Raw genomic sequence first — 14,640 nt, 5'->3', positions numbered from 1 at the left:
CCCACGGAGCATTCGAGCACTGGCTCGCCGACCAGTTGCCCGTGCGTCGCTTCGAGGACCTCACGATCCCGTTCGAGTGCGTCGCCGCATCGATCGAGCGAGCGTCGGAGACGTGGTTCAGCACGGGGCGACTGATGCCGGCCCTCCTCGCCTCGTCGTCGATTCCCGGGCTCTTCCCTCCCGTCGAGGTCGACGGAGAACACTTCTACGACGGCGGCCTCGTCAACTCGGTCCCGATCAGCCGCGCGATCGAACTCGGCGCGACCACGCTCTACGTGCTGCAGGTCGGACGCGTCGAACAGCGCTTAAGGGTTCCGAAGCGGTGGTACGAGGCGGGCGTGGTGGCATTCGAGATCTCCCGCCGACACCGCTTCACGACCCTCAACGACCAACTCCCCGAAGGAGTCATCTCACACCTGCTCCCCAGCGGACACACACTCGAACCCGATGATCGGCGTCAATTGAACTGGAGCGACTTCAGCGACACCGACGACCTGATCGAGAACGCGCGCCGTGAATCGGCGATCTACCTCGACGGACTCGACCACTGAGTCGACACGATCTCGGTCCACTGCCATGAGCGAGCCACCCCTCGAGATGATCTCGGTGCCGCAACCATCGCGGCGTCGCCAGATCATTCTCGGGGTCGTCACGGTCGCCGCGATCGCCATCGCGTTGTTCGGGATCCTGCCCCAGTTCGGTGACTTCGAGAAGGCGACCGATGCGGCGCTCGGTCTCCCGGCGCACTGGCTGCTCGCACTGATCGGTGCCGCCGCGCTGAGTTTGATCGTCTACGCAACCCAGTGGATCGCCGTCCTTCCCGAGCTCCGATATCGCGCCGCGTTCAGCGTGGCCACCACATCGTTCATGATCAGCAACGGCATCCCGGGCGGCGGGGCGATCGTGCTCCCGACCCAGTACGCGATGCTCGCCGACGAAGGTGTCAACCGGACGCGCGCGACCAGCGCCACCGGTGTCACCGCGCTCTGGAACATCCTCGCCACGCTGATGATGCCCCTGGTCGGCGTGTGCTTCCTGGTCGCCGCCGGAGAGAGCACACCGACGTGGTGGCTGACGATCGCGGCCGGGTTCACCGGCTTCGCCGTCGTTGCGCTTCTCCTCCGCGCCCTGGTGCGCAGCGTCCAGGTCGCCCGACGCGTCGGGGTCGCGGCCGAACGCGTCGCGAACTTCTTCCTGCGGCTGATCAAGCGCCACCGCGCTCGCGGCTGGGGCGACGCCTTGGTGCGGTTCCGCGAGTCGACCCACGTCCTCCTGTCGACACGCTGGCTCCAGATCAGCGCCGCGCACATCGCGATCCAGTTGAGCCAGTTCGCCGTGCTCGATGTCGCCCTCGAGGGACTGCAACGCGGCGAGCCGAGATCGACGACGTTCGCCACGGCGCTGTTCGCGTTCGGTGTGAGTCGTCTGGGTACGTTCATCCCGATCTCACCCGGTGGATTGGGAACGGTCGACGGGGTGCTTGCCGCACTGCTCGTCAGCGCCGGCAACGCGACAGCCGCCGACGCGCTCGCCGCAGTGCTCATCTGGCGGACGCTCACCTTCCTCCCCGGGATGCTCCTCGGTTCGACGTCGTTCGTCCTGTGGCGTCGACGTTCGGCGCGTCGGGTCGCTGCGGTGCTCGCCCACGATGCGGCGGCTGCGTCGGCCCGCGAGACCGGTTACGACGCGGAGTCGACCGGTGGGTGAATGACCCCGTCGATCCAGTCGTCGAGTTGCTCCCACCGGTCGTAGAGCCACCGTTCCCGTTCGGCGGGCGCCGGCACGTCCTCGGCCGGCGTGATCCAGTAGGTGGCCGAGACCGAGGCATCCATCGGGATGCCGCGCCAGATGTCGACGATCGACGAGAGACCGTCGAGTCCGACGTGACCGACGAACATGACGTCGGCCCCCGGTGCAGCTTCGATCGCGGCGAGCGCTCCGCCCGGCTTCGGCGGAAGCAGGTGCTCCATCCCACGGGCGCGTTCGGCCAGATCCCCTCGTCCGATCTCGTCGAGCTTCTCGATCGCCCGCGCGTGGCGCTTCGCGGTGAAGTTGCCGCCCTCAGGGAAGATGACGAAGGCATCGCCCGCGCCCATCGTCGAGGCCAGCTCCGCGATCGCCTCGACCGCACCGTGGCCGGCCCCGCCGTGTGGCGCGACGAACCGATTCGGGAGCCGGTTGAGCATCACGTCAACGCAGGGATCCCACTGAAGGGTGTCCTTGACCACGATCCGGGGGCGTCGTCCGTTCGGTCCGTTGAGCAGCGCGTCGATCAGCAGGAACGAGTCGCCCGGACCGGCATGGCGACTGAACACGATCAGCGGACGTTCGGTCCGTGCGACGTCGTGTGCCTCGACGTTGATCGTCACGTTGAACGTCTTTCGTCCGGCACCCAGCGCACGGCGCAGGAACCAGCCCATGAAGCGATAGTGGAGATCCACGAATCGCGGCGTCCCGATCTTCCACCCGAAGCCCGATCCGACCCAGAGTCCGAAGAGCACGACCAAACCGACCAGTTCGAGCGCGAGGTAGACGAAGAGGAACCAGGAGACGCGCAGGATCCGCCACCGACCGGGGACGTAGCGCGAGGCGAAGGCCGCCACGACCGCCCACAGGGGCATGAAGCTGAACGCGAAGACGACCGCTGCACCGGCAGCGGGCGCGACGAAGAGGCGGCGGATGATCTTCGGCGGAAGCCTCACAGGTGCGGGTGCGCTCACTCGGACAGCGGGACCGGCGGGGTCGCCTCGCTGGTGCGGTTCCACATGTCTGCGTCCGAGCTCCCCATCAGGAACGCGTACATCTCGTCCGGATAGTGCATCCGCGGCTTGGCGTCGTCACGCGCCGGTTGCGACACGGGCTCGGTGCCGATCTCGATCGGATCGGGGTTCTTGAGGCGTGCGAGTTCGTCGGCGGAGATCCCGCACAGGTCCTGCACCTCGGGATCGATCCACTGGCGTTCGTCGATGCGCCCGGGTTCACCGCGTGGGTGACGCCGTACTGGATCTCAGACGCGTTGTCCGGGTGCTGGACGAACGCCACGTACGACTTCTCCGACAACTCGACGAATCCGTGGAATGCGTTCTCGACGCCGTGCATCCAGTAGAGCGCCTTGGTGGGGCAGCCGAGAACTTCGCCCCAAAACGTGAGCTGGGCCTTCATGTCGGTCGTCGAGATCGCCAGATGGTTCACGCCGCTCGGTCGCAGCGACGGGGCGACCGGGCCCTGGACGATCGGCGCCGGCACAGCCACGGTGGGAGCGTGTTCGGTTGCGGTCATCATCGTCCCAGCTTCGCAGGCTTCTCGGTGCGATGGAAGCTCCCGGTACGGTCCTGCGGATGGGATTGTTCAGTGACACCACCGCCGTCGTCGTCGGCGGACACAGCGGATTCGGCGAGGCGATCAGCCGCACGTTTGCGAAGGAGGGTGCCACGGTCGTGATCGCCGCCCGCCGGACCGACGTGGTCGACCAGGTTGCCGGCGACATCGGCGGCATCGGACTCGGGTGCGACATCACCGACGATGCGCAGGTGCGGTCGCTCGTCGACACCGCCGTCGAGCGCACCGGGCGACTCGACGTCTTCGTCAACTGTGCGGGCTACGAGCAGTCGACGCCCATCGCCGACCTCGAACCCGATGACCTCGCGGCGATGCACGCCGTCCAGATCCAGGGGGCGATGTACTGCATCCGCCACGCCGGGAACGCGATGCGCGACCTCGGCAACGGTGGTGCGTTCACGTCGATCAGTTCACTGACGGCGCAGAATCCGGCGCGCGGTCTCGCCGCGTACGCCAGCGCGAAGGCGGGCCTCGAGTACGCGTCGAAGATCGCAGCCGTCGAGTACGGCGAGGCGGGCATCCGGTTCAACACCGTCGCCGCCGCGCTGATCGAGACGCCGATGACCGCCCGCGTGTTCAGCGTGGCACCTGCGATCCAGGCGATCCGGGAGATGACGCCACTCGGCCACATGGGCTCGTCGCAGGACATCGCCAACGCGGTCATGTTCCTGTCGAGCGAACTCGGTTCGTTCATCACCGGCCAGACGTTGTGCGTCGACGGCGGAGCATCGTTGCTCGCGTTGCCGACACCTCAGATGTACGCCGACGTCGGCCGACGCTGGCAGGAATCCAACGACGCGGGCTGAGCTCACCAGTAGCCGGCCATCAACTCCCCGATCCAATCCGGCTGCTCGACCGGGGTGCGGGGCTGGAACTCGCGGACGTGGGGCTTGATGTCGAGCACCGGGGTGCCATCGATCGCATCGAGGCCGCGCACCGTCACGTGCAGTCCCGACACGGCGAGCAACTCGCATGTGGTGACGCCGAGCCGGTTCGGTCGCGCCTTGGCGCGCTGCGCGAAGATCCCGACGAGTGGCCAGTCGGGACGATTCCGAGGGTGGCGCGATCCGAGCGTGATCTTCGATTCGTCGACACGATCGAAGAAGTACACGACGTCGATGTGGGAGAAGTCGCCGAGACCCGCGAGCACCTCCTCGGTGAACTGTTCACCGTCGAGGTGGATCACCGAGTCGATCGCACCCCAGTCATCGTCGATCGCCTCGACGCGCGGGCATTCGACTCGACCGATCGGGGTGAGTGTCACACTGCTGGTCGCGGGGCGTTCCGATTCCGTCATGACCCGAGTAGATCACAGTCGAGGTCCCCGGCCCAGCACGCTCGATGAATTACGGTGACCGACGAACCACTACGGAAGAGGCGACATCGTCATCATGGAATCATTTCTCGCGGCCTACAAGAACGCTCTCAACCGGTATGCCGACTTCTCGGGCCGAACGTCGGTCGGTGGCTTCTGGCGCTTCGTCGCCGTCAACTTCGTGATCTCGGTCCTCATCGGCATCCTGGCCCAGATCGCCGGGATCTTCGGCGTGCTGCAGATCGTGTACGGGCTCGCGCTGTTGATTCCCGGGATCGCGATCAGCGTCCGGCGACTCCACGACACGGGCAAATCCGGCTGGTTTCTCCTGATCGGTCTGATCCCGTTCATCGGGTGGATCATCATGATCGTGTTCTTCGTCCAACCGAGCGTCGGCCCGAACGAGCACGGCGCGGCAGCCGAGGACTGATCCTCGGCGGCGGTCGACCTCAGGCGTCGACCACAACGGCGTACGAACCGAGGCTGTGGATCCTGTCCGCAGTGACGTCGCCTCCCTCGCTCGAGGTGATCTGGACGATCGAACCGGTGTCCGCGTCGAACGAAGCGTCGGCGACGGTGCCGTGTTCGAAGCCCGCGGTGTCGAGAATGCGCGATCCGATCAGGTCGATACTGCCTTTGGCTGCATCCAGATCACGGTCGTCGTCGGATCCACTGGCGGCGTCGGCAGCGGTGACCATCACGCGGTCGGATCCGAACGACTCGATGTCCTGCCACTCGGCGAACAATGCCTTCTTCTTGCGTCCGTCGATGTGCAGGCGCTCGATCCGAGCGACATCGGGTGCGACGACGAAGTGCTTGACCTTGCCGATCTCCTCGGCGTTGTCGATCGCGACGACGGACTGACCCGACATCGATTTCATGGAATGAACGGTCATGACTGATCTCCGAGCAGTTGACGGAACGAGGACACCGAGGCGCCGAATCCGACGAGGTCGTTGCGGGTGAACTCCTCGGCCTCGGCCGGGACGACGAGGTTGGTTCCGGACAGTGCCATCTGAGCGGATGATGGAACGAAGACCGAGCCGTCGTCGGTCTCGACCTCGTAGCCGACCGCCTGCGGGTTGGCTCCGGTTTCGATGATGACGTCGACGACCGTTCCGAGCACGGTTCCCGAACTGGTCAGGACGTCATTGCCGATGACGACGTGAGCGTCACCGGGTGAATCGAGCACTTCCGACGTCTGTCCCCGGTCGGTCATCGCTGCCTCGTCGGCGATCATGACGGCATCGGGACCGATCCCCACGACGGATGCGGTTTCGAGGGTGGCCTTCATCGATCCGCGAAACCAACCGCGTCGATTCAGGGTGAAGCCGATCAGGTGGTGGTGTGTGCCGTCGTAGACCACGTCCTTGATCTCGGCGGCATCCTCGCCGCCCTCGATCGTCACGACCGGCAGGCCGCCGACCTCGCCGGCTCGGATGAGATTGAGCTGGTCGGTCATCGTTCACCCGGTGCGTCGTGCATCGAATCAGGGGACGCAAGGATCGTTCCCGAACGTTGCCTCCTCCTGACGAAGGTGAAGGCAACTGCCGCGATGGCGGCAACCACCAGCACGATCAAGAGGATCGTGAGAAGGTCCATGTCGGTCTCCGTCTGTCCACGACCGGCGGGGCTGCTGGTCTGGGAGGAGGGTGTCCCGGAACCCCCGTTCTCAAACGGGCGGAGCGCTCACACGGTGCTGACGAGCAGCTTGCCGATGTTGCCGCCCTCGAACATGAACTGGATCGCCTCGGGGTACCGATCGATGCCCTCGAGCACGTGCTCCGTCATCACGATCGAGCCGTCATCGGCCCACTCGGCGAGTTCGCGCATCGCCGGCTCGATGCTCTGCGGAAAGTGGAAGAAGGCAAAGCCCTCCATCCGCGACTGCCGCTCCGCGAGGCGCAGGTACATCGACGGTCCGGTGATGTCGTCCATGTCGTCGTACTGGGAGATCGCGCCGCAGATCGTGACCCGGGCGTGCATCGCGATGTTGTCGAGCACGGCGTCGAGGATCGGCCCGCCGACGTTGTCGAAGAACCCGTTGACGCCGTCGGGGCAGAGTTCCTTCAGGCGGGCGCCGACGTCGTCGTTCTTGTAATCGATCGCCGCTTCGAACCCGAGCGTGTCGATCAGGTGGCGCACCTTGTCCGGCCCTCCGGCGATCCCGATCACGCGAGCGCCGTCGCGCTGCGCGATCTGTCCCGCGATCGATCCGACCGCTCCCGCGGCCGCCGAGACGACGAAGTCGTCCCCGGGTTGAGGCTTGGCCACTTCGCGGATGCCGATCCACGCCGTGACACCGGACGAACCGCCGAGCAGACCGAGATGAAGACTCAACGGCCCGAGCGAGTCGTCGACCCTCACCAGATGCGCCGCGGGCACCGTCGCAACGGTCTGCGCGCCGAAGCCGCCGGTGACCGCCTGGCCGGCTTCCCAGCCCTCCGCCGCGGACTCGATGACCCGACCGACACCTCCGGCGAGGATCGTTTCGCCGATCCCCACCTGCATGTGGAATCCCTCGCCGCGCAGCATCGTGCGGGTTCCGGCGTCGACGGAGATGTACTCGACGGCCACCCGCACCTGGCCCGGCTCGAGATCGTCGAGCTCCACGTCCTCGATGACGAAATGGTCGGGTGTGGCCGTCCCCGTGGGTCGACGAGCGAGGGTGACGCGACGAGTCGTTGTCATCGAGGGATCGTGGCACGCCGCCCCGCGCACCGACGATCCGTACGGGAGAGCGCTATTTCGCCCAACTCATGAACGGGAAGGTCCTGACCATCCAGTTCTGGAGGGCGAACCGGCCGGGGCCGACCGTCGCGATTCCGAGGAACGCGAGCATCTCGATCGTGTGGCTGCTGTTGATCGGGTTCGTGTCAGGCCAGACGTCGAGCGCCAGGAACATGAAGAACATCAGCAGCGCACATCCGATGGCTGCGATGCGCACACCGACGCCGAGCATGAGTGCGAAGCCGCCGCAGAACAGAGCGAGCATGAACAACACGTCGGCAATCCCGATCGTGTCCGGACCCGACGACGCCATCCAGCGGAACAGGCCACCGGTGTGGCTTCCCTGGGTGCCGAACTCGAGGAGCCCGTACGTCGGCGACCCTCCCTTGAGCATGGCGGAGTCGCACATGACGTCGATCGTGTTGGTGGCTGCCCCGTCGACGCTGACCCGACACGTCGAGAAGCCGAGGCCGAACATCTTGTCGAAGAACGCCCAGACGAACGACCAACCCAGGGCGAGACGCAGTGCCGTCCACGCCCACATGCCCTTCGTCTGGCCGCCATCACCGAGCGCGTTCTCGAGAGAATCTGTCACTGCCATCTCAATCTCCGTTCATGTCGTAGCCGCTGACCGAACCTTGCCACACGGAAACTGACCCACAGCGCATCCCCGTTCTCGTGAACTTGTCCGGCGCTCCGTGCGCGAACAGTTCACGAGATCGCCGGGTCGGGTGGCGTCAGACGGGCGCGGGAACGCCGATCGGCCAGCCGTCGACCACCTGGTCGAGGAACTCGCTCATCCCGATTCCGACCTGGCCGTCGCACTCGTAGCGCGTCATCGCCTCGGTGATCCGGGTGTGGAGCTGTTCGCCGTCCGGCGTCGTACGGCGATTGCGCAACGGGATCATCGAGAGCACCTCGCCGGTGATCTCGTACTCGCGCTCGGCGGTCTTCGCCCACGCACGCATCGTCGTCTGTTCGCCGTTGTCGTCGTAGTCGGCGTCGATCCGACAGTCGAGCACCTTGTGGTACTCGTCGCCGACCAGCACCATCCCGCTCGCTGCCGGATCCCGCGGCACACCGTCACGATCGAGCCCGCGATCGATCACCGACAGCATCATCGCGAAGTCGTCGCTGAACACCATCGGCAGCCAGCGGTACCAGGTGAGCGCCTGCCAGTACCGCGGTCCCCACGACTTGTCGCGCAGACCGAGCCCGTCGATCTCCATCACGGTGCCGGCGCCACCCGAGTCGGGAGCGCCGACCGTGATCGTGCCGGTGACCGAGCAGTGCTGCTCGTAATGCGCCTTGGCGAAGCTCTTCCCGGCCTCGACCTCGACCTCGCGCCCGTCGGCGTATTGCGGCTTTCCCCCGTACATCGGCGACACGCCGCGATAGTCGAGCGACACCGTGCAATCGACCATCGGGTTGTTGCGGAAGGCGGCCCGGGGGTCGGCCATCTCACTCGGATCGTCGAGCAGACACACACTCCCGGAGTACTCCACCGTCAGGTGTTCGAACGGTTCCACCACCGAGATCGTGAGCCCACCCGCGCTCATCCGATCGTTGTTCTCGATCTTCGGACGGTCGTAGATGAAGCCGACGCGACCGTCGGGAAGATAGAGGCACACCGTCATCTCGGCGTATCCCTCGTTGACGCGGTTGCCGAGCCGAAACCATCCTCCACCCTGCAATCCGATGTCGAAGGCGTTGAGGTACATCGATTCGTTGTAGTTCTCGGCCTCGTCGGGAACGTGCGTGTACTCGTCCTCCGGCTCGAGGACGACGACGATCTCGTCGGACGTCTGCTCACTCATCGGTGCTCGCTTTCCAGGCTGCTCTCCAGCCCGCGGGGATGGTCGTTGCGTTGGGGTGGTCCGCCATGCGCCGGCAGCGGTTGGTGATCGTGCCGATGCCGTCGATCGTCGTGGTGATGACGTCGCCATCGGCGAGGAACAGGCCCTGGGCGACACCCACACCGCCCGGTGTCCCGGTGAAGATCAGGTCACCGGGTGCGAGCGTGGTGATGTGCGACAGGTACGACACCAGGGTCGGGATGTCGAAGATCAGGTCGGCGGTCGAACCCTCCTGGCGGACCTCTCCGTTCACGAGCGTGGTGATGTGCAGCTCCGACGGGTCGGCGAGTTCGTCGGGTGACACGAGGACGGGGCCGATCGGACCGAATGTGTCGAACGACTTCCCGAGGCTGAACTGTGCCGGCGTCGCCGCCATCTGAACCGCTCGATCGGACACGTCCTGGCCGACACACAGACCACCGACGTGTTCCCAGGCGCGGTCGACGGGGATGTCGCGGCCACCGACACCGATCGCGACGACCAACTCGCCCTCGTAGTCACAGAAGTCGCTGCGGAGTTCGATGGCGACGTCCGGTGCCGCGATGCTCGACCGGAACTTCGTGAAGATCACCGGCACCTCGGGAACCTCCATGCCTCCCTCGGCGGCGTGGTTCCGATAGTTCAAGCCGACGCCGAACACCTGGGCGGGACGCGGGACCGGCGGACCGAGGTCGACATCGGCGAGTCGACCGGACAGCTCCGAGTCGGACAACCGCTCGCTCAGTTCGGACAGCTGCGCCGGTGCGGCGAGCACGTCGACTGCGTCGCTGCCCAGTCGACCCTCGGACGCGGTGGCGAGATCGACCCACCGATCGTCGATCACGAGTGCCGCGCGTCCGGCGACGTTGGCGAGACGGAAACCCATGAGGCCATCATCGTCGGCGGGGGCGATCCCGGTTGCACCGGACGCGGCTCAGGCGGTTTCGGTCGCCGCGGCCGCTTCGAGACCGAGCTCGACGATCGACGTCCGACGCATCTCGACCTTGCGGACCTTGCCGGTGACCGTCATCGGGAACTCGGTGACGAACCGGATGTGGCGCGGCACCTTGAAGTGGGCGATCGACCCGCGGCAGAAGTCACGGAGCTCGGTCTCGGTGAGCGTGGCGTCGGCGGTGAGCTGGACCCAGGCCATGACCTCCTCGCCGTACTTCTCGTCGGGCACGCCGATCACCTGCGCGTCGGCGACGGCCGGGTGGGTGTAGAGGAATTCCTCGATCTCACGCGGGTAGATGTTCTCCCCGCCGCGGATGATCATGTCCTTGATCCGCCCGACGATGTTGACGTAGCCGTCCTCGTCCATGGTGGCGAGATCGCCGGAGTGCATCCACCCGTCACCGTCGATCGCCTCGTCGGTCTTCGCCTCGTCGTCCCAGTAGCCGAGCATCACGTGGAACCCGCGGGTGCAGTACTCCCCCTCCTCCCCGCGCTCGACGACCTCGCCCGACGCCGGGTCGACGATCTTGGATTCGACATGTGGCAGGACCCGCCCGACCGATGTGACCCGGTGTTCGATCGAGTCGGTTGCGGTCGTCTGGGTCGACACCGGCGACGTCTCGGTCATCCCGTAGGCGATCGTCACCTCGGCCATGTTCATCTGGTCGATCACCTTGCGCATCACCTCGATCGGGCAGGGGGACCCGGCCATGATTCCGGTGCGCAGGGTCGACAGGTCGAACGATGCCAGCGAGTCGTGACCCAGTTCGGCGACGAACATCGTGGGCACCCCGTACAGCGACGTGCACCGCTCCGCCTCGACGGTCCGCAGGACCGCGTCGGGATCGAAGGTCGGGCACGGGAGGACCATCGTCGCTCCCGAGACCGAGCACGCGAGGTCGCCCATCACCATTCCGAAACAGTGATAGAGCGGAACCGGAATGCAGACCCGATCGAGCTCGGTGTAGCCGCACGCCGATCCGACGAGGAGCGCATCGTTGAGCATGCTGCGGTGACTGAGGGTGGCACCCTTCGGGAACCCGGTGGTGACCGAGGTGTACTGGATGTTGATCGGGTCGTCGGGTGAGAGCTAATCGGCCCTCGCGGTCAGGTCGTCGTCGCTCACCACCTGCCCGGCGGCGATCAGGTCGGTCCAGTCGTCGGTGTCGAAGTACACGACCGACTCGAGGGCAGGCAGGCGGTCGCGGACCGCGTCGACCATGCCGCGGTAGCCCGAGGTGAGGTACTCGGTGCGCGTGACCAGCATGCGACACCCCGACTGCTCCAGCGCGTACTGCAGCTCGGTCGTCCGATACGCCGGGTTGATGTTGACCTGAATCGCGCCGATCGCAGCCGTGGCGTACTGGACGTAGATCCACTCGGCGAAATTCGGGCTCCACATCCCGACGCGGTCGCCCTTCTCGATGCCGCAGGCGATCAGACCTTTCGCAACGGCCAGGACCGTGTCGTGGAACTCGGTCCATGTCTGGCGGACTCCCTGGTGAGCGACCACCAGCGCTTCACGCTCGGCACATCTCTCCACGGTCGCGGCCAGGTTCGCCCCGATCGTCTCGTCGAGCAACGGCGGCTCAGTCCCCCCACGGTCGATCGATGCGCTCATGTCCCCCTCCGTTGTCGAACTGTTCCCCACTCTCGACCGTACCGCGCCAGCGTCTACCGTCGCGCCGTGGCTCAACATCCAGAACTCGGCTTCTACACGCTCGCCGGCGCTCCCGACTCCCCTCGGGACCTGATCGCCGAGGTCCGCGACGCCGAGACGCTCGGACTCGGCGCCGCGTTCATCTCCGAGCGCTACAACATCAAGGAGGCGGCGACCTTGAGCGGCGCCGCCGGGGCGGTGTCGGAGAACATCCGGATCATCACGGGCGCGACCAACCACAACACGCGACATCCGATCGTGACCGCGTCGTACGCGACGACGATGCACTACCTGACGGGCGGGCGTTTCACGCTCGGGATCGGCCGCGGCATCGCTCCGCTCCAGGACGCATACGGAATCGGCCGGATCACGACGGCGCAGATGGAGGACTTCGCACTCCTCATGCGGCGCCTCTGGCACGGTGAGACCGTGATCGGCCACGACGGCCCGAACGGTTCGTGGCCCGTCCTGCGGCTCGATCCCGACTTCGATGCCGACATTCCACTCGGCCTCGTCGCCTTCGGGCCACGCTCGCTCGAACTCGGTGGGCGGGTGTTCGACGACGTGATCCTGCACACGTTCTTCACCGACGAGACGCTCGCCCGCTCCGTCGAGACGGTGAAGAATGCCGCCGAACGGGCCGGCCGCGACCCGGCTTCGGTTCGGGTGTGGTCGTGCTTCGCGACGATCGGCGACCACATCGACGAACCGCTCCGCGTGAAGAAGAGTGTCGGTCGCCTCGCCACCTACCTCCAGGCGTACGGCGACCTGATGGTCGAGACGAACCGATGGGATCCGGCGACACTCGCGGCGTTCCGCGCCGACCCGATGGTCGCCGGGTTCCGCGGCGCGATCGACGACAAGGCGACCACGGCCGAACTCGAACACATCGCCACGCTGATCCCCGACGAGTGGCTCGCTCCGAGCGCGACCGGGACCGCCGACCAGTGCGCCGCCGCCGTGCGCGACCAGCTCGCGCTCGGTGCGGATGCCGTCATCCTCCACGGAGCGACGCCGACCCAACTCGCTCCGATTCTCGACGCGTACACCCGACCCTGACATGGTGACGACGATGGAGGTACGAACATGAAGGTACGAGCAGCAGTCATGCGGACCGGAAGCGGTGCGTTCACGATCGAGGAGTTGGAGCTCGAGGCTCCCCGTTCGGACGAGGTCCTGGTGCGGATGGTCGCGTCCGGGATGTGCCACACCGACCTGCTCGCGCGGGAACTTCCTCCCGAGTTCTTCGGGGGACCACAGGTGTACGGCCACGAGGGATCCGGTGTGATCGAAGCGGTCGGTGCCGATGTCGACGACCTCTCGGTCGGCGATCACGTCGTGCTGTCGTTCAACCACTGCGGATCGTGCGCCGCGTGCGACGCGGGCAAGCTGCCGTACTGCTTCAACTTCACCGCCTCGAACATGGCCGGTGGACGTCTCGACGGATCGAAGGCGTTCACCGACGCGTCCGGGAACTCGGTCGGCTCGCACTACTTCGGGCAGTCGTCGTTCGCCAGCCATTCGGTCGTCGCCCGGACGTCGGTCGTGAAGGTCGATCCGTCCTACGACCTCGCGAAGCTCGGCCCGCTCGGATGCGGGATCCAGACGGGCGCCGGCGCGATCCTCAACACGCTCGCCGTGCGACCGGGTTCATCGGTCGTCGTGACCGGTGCCGGAGCGCTCGGGCTCAGCGCGGTGATGGCGGCACGCGTCGCCGGCGCCGACCAGATCATCGCCATCGACCGCCACGCCAGTCGTCTCGAACTCGCCACGAAGTACGGAGCGACCACCACGCTCTCCGGCACACCGGCCGAGTTGACCGCGGGCATCCACGCCGCCACCGGTGGCGGGGCCGACTACGCGTTCGACACGACCGGCAACGCCGCGGTCGTCCGTGCATCGTTCGACGGGCTCAACAACCTCGGCACGATCGGACTCGCCGGCGTCGGGTTCGGCGACCTCACCTTCGACTTCCTCTCGCTGATCGGTGGTCGGACGATCACCGGCGTGATGGAGGGCGACTCGACGCCCAACGATTTCATCCCGTACCTCGCCCGACTGAACGCCGCGGGCGAGTTCCCGTACGACGAGCTGATCACGACCTTCACCCTCGATCAGATCAACGAGGCGGAACGAGCGTCGACGAGCGGCTCGGTCATCAAACCGGTGCTCGTCTTCTGAGTCGCAGGCCCGGCATCGTGATCGCCCGCGCCCGTCGCATCGCCGATGACGTCCTGTTTCCGGTGGCACAAGAGGTCGACCGCTCGACGATCCCGCCGTCACATTTCGCCGAACTGGCCGACTCCGGTCTGTTCTCGCTCACCGACCTTCCGCCCAGCGAGGCGCGGCGGACGATCGCGGCGATCGGAGGCGGGTGTGGCGCGACGTTCTTCGTGTGGGTACAACATCACGGCGTTCTGCGAACTCTGATGTCGTCGACCAACGACGAACTCCGCGACGAACTCGACGGCCCGATGCGCGCCGGGGAGTTGATCGCAGGGACCGCGTTCGCCCACGTCCGCCGGTCGGGCACACCGGCGATCCGAGCGACGCGCCGCAACGGCCGGTGGTATCTCGACGGCTTCGCGCCGTGGGCGACGTCGTGGGGCATTGCCCGACGATTCTGCGTCGCCGCGGAGACCGACGATGGTCGGATCCACTGGTCGATGCTGCCCGGTGACGGTGGCCCGGGCGTCGTCGTCACGCCGCTCGATCTGCCGGTGTTCGCCGCCACGGGGACGGTGTCCCTGACGTTCGACGGCTGCCCTGTCAACGACGACCAGGTGGTGGCGATCGACGATGTCGAT

At 66.4% G+C, this 14,640-nt stretch carries 15 protein-coding genes and 2 pseudogenes; 7 read left to right on the top strand and 10 right to left on the bottom strand.

The window, feature by feature from the left end; genetic code table 11:
• Positions 1-551, top strand: a 551-nt coding sequence (locus WBV89_RS04235; protein ID WP_423980092.1) for a patatin-like phospholipase family protein, incomplete at its 5' end; no start/stop codon positions are given.
• Between the two features lie 25 nt (positions 552-576).
• Positions 577-1,707, top strand: a complete 1,131-nt coding sequence (locus tag WBV89_RS04230; RefSeq protein ID WP_423980091.1) for a lysylphosphatidylglycerol synthase transmembrane domain-containing protein — start codon at positions 577-579, stop codon at positions 1,705-1,707.
• On the opposite strand, the gene WBV89_RS04225 is transcribed toward WBV89_RS04230, so the two are convergent.
• Together WBV89_RS04225 and WBV89_RS04220 are read right to left on the bottom strand one after the other, a co-directional pair.
• Entirely contained in the window at positions 1,680-2,720 is a 1,041-nt protein-coding gene (locus WBV89_RS04225) for a 1-acyl-sn-glycerol-3-phosphate acyltransferase (protein WP_423980090.1), read from the bottom strand. The genes WBV89_RS04230 and WBV89_RS04225 overlap by 28 nt on opposite strands.
• A complete protein-coding gene (locus WBV89_RS04220; protein WP_423980089.1) occupies positions 2,717-2,938 on the bottom strand; it encodes a hypothetical protein in 222 nt (73 codons plus the stop codon). Before WBV89_RS04220 ends, WBV89_RS04225 begins: the two co-directional genes overlap by 4 nt.
• A gap of 400 nt (positions 2,939-3,338) precedes the next feature.
• Between WBV89_RS04220 and WBV89_RS04215 the strand changes: the two genes are divergently transcribed.
• Positions 3,339-4,145: an SDR family NAD(P)-dependent oxidoreductase gene (locus tag WBV89_RS04215; protein WP_423980088.1), complete on the top strand. Its 807-nt coding sequence runs from the start codon at positions 3,339-3,341 to the stop codon at positions 4,143-4,145.
• Between the two features lie 2 nt (positions 4,146-4,147).
• Here the strand turns inward: WBV89_RS04215 and WBV89_RS04210 are convergent, their stop codons facing one another.
• Entirely contained in the window at positions 4,148-4,636 is a 489-nt protein-coding gene (locus WBV89_RS04210) for an SAM-dependent methyltransferase (RefSeq protein ID WP_423980087.1), read from the bottom strand.
• A 94-nt stretch (positions 4,637-4,730) separates the two neighbouring features.
• Here WBV89_RS04210 and WBV89_RS04205 point away from each other — a divergent pair, with 94 nt between their 5' ends.
• Positions 4,731-5,084: a DUF805 domain-containing protein gene (locus WBV89_RS04205; protein WP_423980086.1), complete on the top strand. Its 354-nt coding sequence runs from the start codon at positions 4,731-4,733 to the stop codon at positions 5,082-5,084.
• 19 nt (positions 5,085-5,103) lie between these two features.
• Here WBV89_RS04205 and WBV89_RS04200 read toward each other — a convergent pair whose 3' ends face one another.
• The 7 genes and pseudogenes from WBV89_RS04200 to WBV89_RS04170 all read right to left on the bottom strand — a co-directional run bounded on the left by WBV89_RS04200 (position 5,104) and on the right by WBV89_RS04170 (position 11,794).
• Positions 5,104-5,535, bottom strand: coding sequence for a PRC-barrel domain-containing protein (locus WBV89_RS04200; RefSeq protein ID WP_423980085.1), 432 nt, complete (start codon positions 5,533-5,535; stop codon positions 5,104-5,106).
• 11 nt (positions 5,536-5,546) lie between these two features.
• Positions 5,547-6,116, bottom strand: coding sequence for a PRC-barrel domain-containing protein (locus WBV89_RS04195; RefSeq protein ID WP_423980084.1), 570 nt, complete (start codon positions 6,114-6,116; stop codon positions 5,547-5,549).
• Between the two features lie 227 nt (positions 6,117-6,343).
• The gene (locus tag WBV89_RS04190) at positions 6,344-7,345 is read right to left on the bottom strand and encodes an NADP-dependent oxidoreductase (RefSeq protein WP_423980083.1); all 1,002 of its coding nucleotides are present in this window, start codon (positions 7,343-7,345) and stop codon (positions 6,344-6,346) included.
• 52 nt (positions 7,346-7,397) lie between these two features.
• A complete protein-coding gene (locus tag WBV89_RS04185) occupies positions 7,398-7,985 on the bottom strand; it encodes a DoxX family protein (protein WP_423980082.1) in 588 nt (195 codons plus the stop codon).
• 136 nt (positions 7,986-8,121) lie between these two features.
• Positions 8,122-9,201: a DUF7064 domain-containing protein gene (locus WBV89_RS04180; RefSeq protein ID WP_423980081.1), complete on the bottom strand. Its 1,080-nt coding sequence runs from the start codon at positions 9,199-9,201 to the stop codon at positions 8,122-8,124.
• Positions 9,194-10,105, bottom strand: a complete 912-nt coding sequence (locus WBV89_RS04175; RefSeq protein ID WP_423980080.1) for a fumarylacetoacetate hydrolase family protein — start codon at positions 10,103-10,105, stop codon at positions 9,194-9,196. Before WBV89_RS04175 ends, WBV89_RS04180 begins: the two co-directional genes overlap by 8 nt.
• Before the next feature lie 48 nt (positions 10,106-10,153).
• Positions 10,154-11,794 (bottom strand): annotated as a pseudogene (locus WBV89_RS04170) (AMP-binding protein).
• A 66-nt stretch (positions 11,795-11,860) separates the two neighbouring features.
• Here WBV89_RS04170 and WBV89_RS04165 point away from each other — a divergent pair.
• From WBV89_RS04165 to WBV89_RS04155, 3 genes and pseudogenes are all read left to right on the top strand, one after another.
• Positions 11,861-12,892, top strand: coding sequence for a TIGR03857 family LLM class F420-dependent oxidoreductase (locus WBV89_RS04165; RefSeq protein ID WP_423980079.1), 1,032 nt, complete (start codon positions 11,861-11,863; stop codon positions 12,890-12,892).
• A 48-nt stretch (positions 12,893-12,940) separates the two neighbouring features.
• Positions 12,941-14,014 carry an NAD(P)-dependent alcohol dehydrogenase gene (locus tag WBV89_RS04160; RefSeq protein WP_423980078.1) on the top strand — a complete coding sequence of 358 codons (1,074 nt, stop codon included), beginning with the start codon at positions 12,941-12,943 and terminating at the stop codon, positions 14,012-14,014.
• A gap of 17 nt (positions 14,015-14,031) precedes the next feature.
• Positions 14,032-14,640 (top strand): annotated as a pseudogene (locus WBV89_RS04155) (acyl-CoA dehydrogenase family protein); the annotation flags it as partial.

The organism is Ilumatobacter sp. (genome assembly GCF_049588435.1).
GTDB lineage: Bacteria > Actinomycetota > Acidimicrobiia > Acidimicrobiales > Ilumatobacteraceae > Ilumatobacter_A.
The sequence above is the reverse complement of the archived record's forward strand: the minus strand, read 5'-3'. Positions and strand labels throughout refer to the sequence as shown.

Bases quoted from the DNA above. Each gene is read 5' to 3' on its own strand.
- WBV89_RS04195 (WP_423980084.1), bottom strand. From the start codon at position 6,116: ATGACCGACCAGCTCAATCTCATCCGAGCCGGCGAGGTCGGCGGCCTG.
- WBV89_RS04160 (WP_423980078.1), top strand. From the start codon at position 12,941: ATGCGGACCGGAAGCGGTGCGTTCACGATCGAGGAGTTGGAGCTCGAG.
- WBV89_RS04210 (WP_423980087.1), bottom strand. From the start codon at position 4,636: ATGACGGAATCGGAACGCCCCGCGACCAGCAGTGTGACACTCACCCCG.
- WBV89_RS04205 (WP_423980086.1), top strand. From the start codon at position 4,731: ATGGAATCATTTCTCGCGGCCTACAAGAACGCTCTCAACCGGTATGCC.
- WBV89_RS04230 (WP_423980091.1), top strand. From the start codon at position 577: ATGAGCGAGCCACCCCTCGAGATGATCTCGGTGCCGCAACCATCGCGG.
- WBV89_RS04190 (WP_423980083.1), bottom strand. From the start codon at position 7,345: ATGACAACGACTCGTCGCGTCACCCTCGCTCGTCGACCCACGGGGACG.
- WBV89_RS04200 (WP_423980085.1), bottom strand. From the start codon at position 5,535: ATGAAATCGATGTCGGGTCAGTCCGTCGTCGCGATCGACAACGCCGAG.
- WBV89_RS04180 (WP_423980081.1), bottom strand. From the start codon at position 9,201: ATGAGTGAGCAGACGTCCGACGAGATCGTCGTCGTCCTCGAGCCGGAG.
- WBV89_RS04175 (WP_423980080.1), bottom strand. From the start codon at position 10,105: ATGGGTTTCCGTCTCGCCAACGTCGCCGGACGCGCGGCACTCGTGATC.
- WBV89_RS04185 (WP_423980082.1), bottom strand. From the start codon at position 7,985: ATGGCAGTGACAGATTCTCTCGAGAACGCGCTCGGTGATGGCGGCCAG.
- WBV89_RS04215 (WP_423980088.1), top strand. From the start codon at position 3,339: ATGGGATTGTTCAGTGACACCACCGCCGTCGTCGTCGGCGGACACAGC.